We start from the raw sequence: 7,580 nt of genomic DNA, 5'->3' as shown, positions 1-7,580 counted from the left end.
CGCCCGCCGCCGCTACCCGCTGACGGTCTTCTGGGTGGTGCTGGTGGCCGCGCTCGCGCTGGCCGGCGCCCCGCTCGCCGCCCGCTGGGGCGGCTGACCCCCGGCCCCGTCGGGACGCACCCTTCACCGCCGCCCTACACCCCCCGGACCAGACTGGGGAGCGGACCGTCCTCACCGCGCGGAGGTGCACCCCCATGACCGACTCCCGCGACCTGACCGACACCCGCAGCACCGGCCTGGCCCGCTCGGCCGGCCTGGCCCGCTCGGCCTCCTGGACCCGCCGGATCGGCGCCACCGCTGCCGTGCTCTGCGCCGCGCTGGCCGCCCTGTTCGCTCACGTCCTGCCCGGCCAGGCCGTCGCCTCCGCCGCGACCACCACCCCGGCCACCGGCGGCTCCCAGTCGCAGGGCTCGCCGCACCTCCAGCCGCCGGCCCAGGCGCCGAGCGCCGGCACCGCCCCGGCCCACACCCGCACCGGCGCCTCCTGAGCCACCGCGCTGCCGCCCCGCCGCCAACCCCGGCGTGCGGGAAACCCGTTGGCCCCGGCCGCCCCTGCGCTGGCATGCTGGCCAGGTGGAGAGTGTGCGAAATCCCGAGCAGCCCGGACCGTCCCAGCAGCCGCGGCCCACCGCCCCCGCTGCGCCCGGCCCCGCGGCCACCGCCACCCCGGCCCCGGCCATCACCCCGGTACCAGCCACCGCCCCCACCCCCGCGTCGGCCCCCGCCCCCGCCGAACGCCCCGAGGTCTCCCTCGACATCGCCCCCGAGCTGCGGCTCTTCCTCACCTCCGCACACCGGCGCGAGGTGCGGACCGCGGTCCGCACCGACGGCGCCTCCACCCTCGGGCACGTGGTCGAGTCGCTCGGCATCCCGCTGACCGAGGTGGGCGGGCTGCTCGCCGACGGGCGGGCCGTGCCGCCGGGCCACCTGCCCGCGCACGGGGAGCAGGTCACGGTGCGGGCCGTCGCCCGGCCGCAGCAGGTGCCGGGGCCGGTGCGCTTCCTGCTCGACGTGCACCTCGGCACGCTGGCCCGCCGGCTGCGGCTGCTGGGGATTGACGCCGCGTACGAGAACCCGGACATCGGCGACGCCGCGCTCGCCGCCCGCTCCGCCGCCGAGCAGCGGGTGCTGCTCTCCCGCGACCGGGGGCTGCTGCGGCGCCGCGAGCTGTGGGCCGGCGGGTACGTGTACAGCCACCGGCCGGCCGAGCAGTTGCGCGACGTGCTGGCCCGGTTCGCGCCGCCGCTCGCGCCGTGGACCCGGTGCACCGCCTGCAACGGGACGCTGACGGCGGCCGCCAAGGAGACCGTGCAGCAGCAGCTCCAGGACGGGACCGAACGGTCGTACGACGTCTTCGCCCGCTGCACGGACTGCGGCCAGGTGTACTGGCGCGGCGCCCACCACGCCCGGCTGACCGCGATCGTGGACGAGGCCGTGGCGCTGGTCGGCGGCGCGGCACCGCTGCAGTCGCTGCCGGCCGGCTGACCCTGGTCAGGGCCGGGCCCACGGGCTACTCTCGGGTAACCCGAGCGGGCGGGGATCGGCCCGCCCCCGCCCCCCTGCCTCCTGGAGCGCCCTGATGCCCGCCTCGCGCCGCGTCCCGCCCCGCACGTCGGACCGCTCCGCCCGCGCGCTCGCCGGACTGCTGATCGGGGCCGGCCTGACGCACTTCGCGGCGCCCCGGCCGTACGACGCCCTGGTCCCGCGCACGCTCCCCGGCCGCCCGCGGGCCTGGACCTACGCCAGCGGCGCGGTCGAGCTGGCCGTCGGGGCGGCGGTCGCGGCGCCCCGCACCCGGCGGCTCGGGGCGCTGGCGGCGGCCGGGCTGTTCGTCGCGGTCTTCCCCGGCAACGTCAAGATGGCCCGCGACTGGCGCCACCGCGCCACCCCCTACCGCGCCGCCGCCTACGCCCGGCTGCCGCTCCAGCTCCCGCTGGTGGCCTGGGCGCTGCGCATCCACCGGGTCAACCGCCCGGCCGCCCGCTGACCGGCCGCCCACCGACCAACCACCCCGGCCCGCCCCGACCCGCCCCGCGGTCAGCCGAGGCTCGGGGCCCGTTCCGCCGCGGGCCGGACCGTACCGGCGCGGCGCGGCAGCAGCACCGGGGTGGCCAGCAGCAGGACGCCGGCGGCCGCGAGCGCGGTCCGCGGGCTGGTGGCCGCGGCGAGCAGACCCCACAGGGCTGTCGTCACCGCGATGCCGGTGCTGGTGCCGACCGACCAGGCGGCCAGCGTGCGGGCGACCAGGCCGGGCTCGGTCTGCTCCAGCCGGTAGGTGGCGAGCAGCGGGTTGAACAGGCCGCAGCAGGTCACCAGGCCGAGCTGGACGGCCATCATCCACAGCATCCCGGGCACGCCGGGCCCGACGAACGCCAGGCCGATCGGCCAGCACGCCCGCAGCGCCCCGGAGCCGATCAGCACCCGGTGCTGCCCGTAGCGCGCGGCCAGCCGGCGCGCCAGGCGCGAGCCGATCAGCCCGCCGAGGCAGGGCAGGGCGAACGCGAGACCGTACTGCCAGGGCGCGAACCCGAGGTGGCCCAGCAGCAGCACGGCGAGCAGCGGTTCGCCGGCCATGATCAGGCCGTTGACCATGACGGCGTTGAGGAAGAGCGGCCGCAGCCCGGGGTGGCCGAGGATGTGCCGCCACCCGGCGAGCAGGTCACCGGCGCGCAGCCGCGCGCCAACCCCTGTCGTACCGCCGGCCGGGGCCGTACCGCCGGCCACGGCCGTGCCGGCCGCGGCCTCGGCCGGCCGCGCGGGCCGCGGCTCGCTGCCGCCGATGGCGCGGATGCCGAGCGCCGACAGCAGGTAGCTGACGGCGTCGGCCAGCACCGTCACCACCGGGCCGAGCAGCCCGATGGCGGCGCCGCCGAGCGGGGGGCCGACCACGGTCGCGGTCCAGGTGGTGGACTCGAAGCGGCTGTTCGCGACCAGCAGGTCCGCGGGCGGCACCAGCGCCTTCAGGAACGCACCGCTGGCCGCCCGGAAGGCGATGTCGGCGGTGGCGACGACCACCGAGACAACCAGCAGTTGGGCAAAGGTGAGCAGCCCGCACGCGTACGCCGCGGGCACGGTGAGCAGCGCCGCGCACCTGGTCAGGTCCGTCGCGATCATCACCGGCCGCTTGCGGCGGAACTCCACCCACGGTCCGAGCGGGATCGCGAGCAACGCACCCACCGCCCGCCCGGACGCCGAGAGCGCCGCGACCTGGGCCGGCCCGGCGTGCAGTACCAGGACCGCGATCAGCGGAAAGGCGCCGAACCCGAAGCCCGAACCGTACGCGCTGACCGCGTACGCCGCCCAGAGCCACCCGAACCGCCGCCCCAGCGCCCGCCCGCCCGCCATACCCGCCGCACCTCTCGCCGCACCCGACACCGACCCGCTGACCCCTGGCATCCAACCGACCCGCGGTCGGCGAGAGCAAACAACCGACCCGCCCCCGGACACAACCAACCGTTGTGTCGATAGCATGGGTGGCGTGGATCTCGATGCCGTCCGCACCTTCGTGGCCGCCGCCGACGCGGGCCGGTTCCAGGATGCCGCCGACGCATTGTCGGTGACCCAGCAGGCCGTGTCCAAACGCATCGCCTCGCTGGAGAAGATCGTCGGGGTGCGGCTGTTCACCCGCACCCCGCGGGGCGCCACCCTCACCATCGACGGGCAGGCCTTCCTGCCGCACGCCCGCGATCTGCTGCGCGCCGAGGAGCGGGCCCTCGCCTCCGTCCGACCGGGCCGCCGGGCCCTGCGGGTCGACGTGATCGGCCGCCGGCTCGCCCCGGCCGGACTGCTGCGCGACTTCCACCGCGCGCACCCCGCGGTCGAGCTGGACGTGGTCACCCTCTTCGACGCGGACGCGGCCGCGGGCGCCCTCCGGTCCGGCACGATCGACGCCTCGTTCCGCGCCGTGACCATGCCCGGCCGGCAGCTCCCCGACGACGTCGTGGCCACCCGGGTCCACGACGAGCCGGTGCAGCTGCTCACCGGACCGGGCCACCCGCTCGCCGCCGCCCGCGCGGTCACGCCGACCGAGCTCGTCGGGCACCGGATCTGGATGCCCGGCATCGTGCCGGGGACCGAGTGGGCCGCCTACTACGCCGACCTCGCCGCCGCCTTCGGGCTCACCATCGAGATCACCGGCCCCGACTTCGGCACCGAACCCCTGCTGGACACCATCGCCGACTCCCGGTCGCTGGCCACCTTCGTCGGCGAGGGGACCCGCCTGGTCTGGCCGGCCGACCACGGCCTGCGGCGGATCCCGCTGCACGACCCGACGCCGGTCTACCCGCACTCCCTGATCTGGCACCGCGACAACCCGCACCCGACCCTCGCCGCGCTGCGCGACCACCTCCGGGCCGCGTACGCCGACGCCCCGGGCGCCACCGCGACCTGGACCCCGTCCTGGGCCTGACCACCCCACCGGCGACCGCCCGCCCCGCCTCCACCACCCCCGACGCCGCCCGCGCGATACTGCCCGGCATGCGCATCCTCATCGCCACCGCCGGCTCGCGCGGCGACGTCGCGCCGTACACCGGGCTCGGCGACCGGCTGCGGCGGGCCGGGCACCAGGTGGGCATCGCCACCCACCAGCGCTTCGCGGCAACGGTGACCGGCGCCGGCCTGGAGTTCCAGCCGCTCCCGGTGGATCCGCACACCGCCCTCGGCTCCACCGGTGGTCAGCGGCTGCTGCGGGCCGGCTCCGGCCCCCGCGCGGTGGCCGAACTGCTGCGCCTGGGCCGCTCCCTGATGCCCGAGCTCGGCCTCGGCCTGGCCGCCGCCACCGCGCGGAGCCGGGCCGAACTGCTGCTGCTCTCCAGTACGGCGGCCCCGCTCGGGCGGGTGGTGGCCGCCGCCCACGGCATTCCCTGCCTCGGCGTCTACCTCCAGCCGCTCGCCCCCACCGCCGCGTTCGCGCCGGTGGTGCTGGGCAGCCGGCACTTCGGACCGGCCGGCAACCGGCTCGCCGGCGGGCTGGCCCAGCGGGCGCTCGACCGGCTCTTCGGCCCCGCCGTGCGCACCCTCTGCCGGGAGCTCGGGCTACCCCGCCGCTCGCCCAGGATCCCGGCGAACTGGCCGATCCTGCACGGCATTTCGCCCCAGGTACTGGGCCGCCCGGCGGACTGGGCGGGCAACCTGGAGCTGACCGGCTACTGGTGGCCGCAGCCGGCGCCCGACTGGCGACCGCCGGCGCAACTGCTGGACTTCCTGCAGGCCGGGCCGCCGCCGGTGTTCGTCGGCTTCGGCAGCCTGATCGCGGACCCGGAACGGCTGGGCGCGATCGTCGGTGCGGCGCTGCGGGCGGCGCGGCTGCGGGCCGTCGTCCAGGCCGGCTGGAGCGAGCTGGCGGTGCCGGCGAGCGACGAGGTGCTGCCGGTCGGCGAACTCCCGCACGACTGGCTCTTCCCGCGGACGGCCGCGGTGGTGCACCACTGCGGTGCGGGCACCACGGCGGCCGGACTGCGGGCCGGGGTGCCGGCCGTCCCGGTGCCGGCCCAGCTGGACGCACCCTTCTGGGCGGCACGGCTCGTCGCCCTGGGGGTGAGCCCGGGCGCCGTCCCGTTCGCACGGCTCGCCGCCGCGCCGTTGGCCGACGCGCTGCGCCGCGCGGTCGACGAACCGGGCCACGGTCGTCGGGCCCACGAGTTGGCCGACCGGATCGCCCGGGAGGACGGCGCCGGCGCGGTGCTGCACGCGGTCGAACGGCTCGGCTGAGCAGGCCCCCCGAGCGACCCCGCCATCCCGACCGATGGTGAAGATCAACTCATGGGCTGCTGCGCCGAGCTGAGTATGGAACAGATTTCCGACCGCGTCACGAGGGTGCGCCGAATCCGCCTCCCCGCCCCGCCGACCGAGGCGGTATGTCCATGTCAGATAGCGTCCCATTCATTTCAGTTCGGGGCTTGATCGATACTCCTCACGAGAGCCTTGACCCTCGGTCGAGGGCTGTGGGAGTCTCACGGCACAGGGGCGGCACGACCAGTCTTCACACCTGCTTCTCGCAACCCCCCTAACTGGGAGTCGCGTTGTCGGTTTCCACCAGCCCGAGACCCTCGGCCCCAGCCCTGCCCGGCAGCTGGGTCGACCACCACCTACTCGCCGGCGCACCGGACCAGCCCTGCCTGCACCTGGGCCGGTCCATCCCCCGGGGCGAACTGCGCGACCTGGTCGCCTCCCGCCAACACCGGCTGATCGAGGCCGGGTTGACCACCGGCGGCACCGTCACCCTGTGCCTGCCGCCATCGCTCGACTACGTCGCCGTGCTGCTCGCGGCCTGGCGACTCGGCGCGCAGGTCAGCCTGCTCGACCACCGGCTCACCACGGCCGAGGTCGAACGGGCCCTGGACCGGCTGGCGCCGCAACTCGTGGTGACCGGAGCGAGCGTCGGCAGCACCGCGATGCGCGGGTACGCCGAGGTCGAGCCGGTGCTCACCGTGCGGCCCGCGGGCCGGCCCGCAGCCACCGGGCACGGCCTGATCCAGCTCAGCTCGGGCTCCACCGGCCCGAGCAAGGTGATCGCCCGGACCCCGGAGGACCTGGTCCGGGAGCTGGAGCGGTACGACCGGCTGCCCGACTACCCGCGGCGCGGCGAGCGGCTGGTCCTGCTGGCCTCCGCCGTCCACGTCCTGGGCCTGGTCGGCGGGTTGCTGCAGAGCCTGCACGCCGGCGTCGAACTGCACCTTCCCGAGCGGCTGACCGGCCCCGGGATCCTGCGGGCCGTCGCGGCCGGCGAGCGTCCGACCACACTGCTCGGCGTGCCCTTCTACGCCGAGCTGCTGGCCGCCCTGCCGGGCGACGAGCGGCCCACACGGCTGCGCCGGATGATCGTGGCCGGCGAACCGACCCGCCCCGGCCTGGCCGGGGCCTTCACCGAACGGTTCGGGGTGCCGCTCGGGACCATGTTCGGGATGACCGAACTGGGCATGATCGCAACTGATCTGACCGGACGTCAGCATCCCGCCGTGGCACCGGCGCACGGCATGGAGCTGCGGGTCGTGGACGGGGAGCTGCTGATCGCGGCCGCGGCCTCGCCCTACCTGGGGCTCGCCGACCCGAGCCGGTGGCACGACGGCTGGCTGCACACCCGGGACGCCGCCACCCTCGACCCGGCCACCGGCCTGGTCACCGTCCTCGGCCGGCTGGACTCCCAGGTGGCGATCGGCGGGCTCAAGGTCGACCTCACCGAGGTCGAGCGCACCATCGCCGAGCTGCCCGGGGTGACCGAGGCCGTGGTGGTCCACCAGGACGGGATCCAGGCCTACCTGGCCCTCGACGGCACCACGGCGGACGCCGTCCGGGAACGGCTGACCGTCGAACTGGCCGCCTACAAGCGCCCCAGGCAGCTGCACGTGCTGCCGGCGCTGCCCCGCACCACCACGGGCAAGACGCTCCGCGACCCCGCCGCGCTGCACCGGGCGGCGGCCGCGCACGCCGCCCGCTGAACCACCGGCCGCTGCACCGCACCGCACAGCTCGCCCCCCGCGCCACTCCCCCTGCACCACTTCCCCCGCACCGCTTCCCCTGCCACCCGGCCGACCCCGGGTGCTCCCGCCTGGCCCGGCCACCGGCCGGCCCCGCGCACGACG

At 76.7% G+C, this 7,580-nt stretch carries 7 protein-coding genes; 6 read left to right on the top strand and 1 reads right to left on the bottom strand.

Annotated elements, in window-relative coordinates:
• Positions 1 to 194: 194 nt before the first annotated feature.
• The 3 genes from ACQRUO_RS10475 to ACQRUO_RS10465 all read left to right on the top strand — a co-directional run bounded on the left by ACQRUO_RS10475 (position 195) and on the right by ACQRUO_RS10465 (position 1,987).
• Complete coding sequence (locus ACQRUO_RS10475) at positions 195 to 488, top strand: hypothetical protein (protein ID WP_428315508.1); 294 nt, start codon at positions 195 to 197, stop codon at positions 486 to 488.
• 268 nt (positions 489 to 756) lie between these two features.
• The gene (locus tag ACQRUO_RS10470) at positions 757 to 1,485 is read left to right on the top strand and encodes a Mut7-C RNAse domain-containing protein (RefSeq protein ID WP_428315511.1); all 729 of its coding nucleotides are present in this window, start codon (positions 757 to 759) and stop codon (positions 1,483 to 1,485) included.
• A 94-nt stretch (positions 1,486 to 1,579) separates the two neighbouring features.
• Entirely contained in the window at positions 1,580 to 1,987 is a 408-nt protein-coding gene (locus ACQRUO_RS10465) for a DoxX family protein (protein ID WP_428315507.1), read from the top strand.
• A 50-nt stretch (positions 1,988 to 2,037) separates the two neighbouring features.
• On the opposite strand, the gene ACQRUO_RS10460 is transcribed toward ACQRUO_RS10465, so the two are convergent.
• On the bottom strand, positions 2,038 to 3,345 hold the full coding sequence (locus tag ACQRUO_RS10460) for an MFS transporter (protein ID WP_428315506.1): 1,308 nt from the start codon (positions 3,343 to 3,345) through the stop codon (positions 2,038 to 2,040).
• A 133-nt stretch (positions 3,346 to 3,478) separates the two neighbouring features.
• Between ACQRUO_RS10460 and ACQRUO_RS10455 the strand changes: the two genes are divergently transcribed.
• The 3 genes from ACQRUO_RS10455 to ACQRUO_RS10445 all read left to right on the top strand — a co-directional run bounded on the left by ACQRUO_RS10455 (position 3,479) and on the right by ACQRUO_RS10445 (position 7,436).
• Positions 3,479 to 4,408, top strand: coding sequence for a LysR family transcriptional regulator (locus tag ACQRUO_RS10455; RefSeq protein ID WP_428315505.1), 930 nt, complete (start codon positions 3,479 to 3,481; stop codon positions 4,406 to 4,408).
• Positions 4,409 to 4,476: 68 nt separating this feature from the next.
• The gene (locus ACQRUO_RS10450) at positions 4,477 to 5,709 is read left to right on the top strand and encodes a glycosyltransferase (protein WP_428315504.1); all 1,233 of its coding nucleotides are present in this window, start codon (positions 4,477 to 4,479) and stop codon (positions 5,707 to 5,709) included.
• 311 nt (positions 5,710 to 6,020) lie between these two features.
• Complete coding sequence (locus ACQRUO_RS10445) at positions 6,021 to 7,436, top strand: class I adenylate-forming enzyme family protein (RefSeq protein ID WP_428315503.1); 1,416 nt, start codon at positions 6,021 to 6,023, stop codon at positions 7,434 to 7,436.
• Positions 7,437 to 7,580: the final 144 nt, after the last annotated feature.

This window comes from Kitasatospora sp. LaBMicrA B282 (assembly GCF_050325825.1).
GTDB lineage: Bacteria > Actinomycetota > Actinomycetes > Streptomycetales > Streptomycetaceae > Kitasatospora.
This window is presented reverse-complemented; position numbering and strand designations above follow the sequence as displayed.

Bases quoted from the DNA above. Each gene is read 5' to 3' on its own strand.
- ACQRUO_RS10475 (WP_428315508.1), top strand. From the start codon at position 195: ATGACCGACTCCCGCGACCTGACCGACACCCGCAGCACCGGCCTGGCC.
- ACQRUO_RS10465 (WP_428315507.1), top strand. From the start codon at position 1,580: ATGCCCGCCTCGCGCCGCGTCCCGCCCCGCACGTCGGACCGCTCCGCC.
- ACQRUO_RS10460 (WP_428315506.1), bottom strand. From the start codon at position 3,345: ATGGCGGGCGGGCGGGCGCTGGGGCGGCGGTTCGGGTGGCTCTGGGCG.
- ACQRUO_RS10450 (WP_428315504.1), top strand. From the start codon at position 4,477: ATGCGCATCCTCATCGCCACCGCCGGCTCGCGCGGCGACGTCGCGCCG.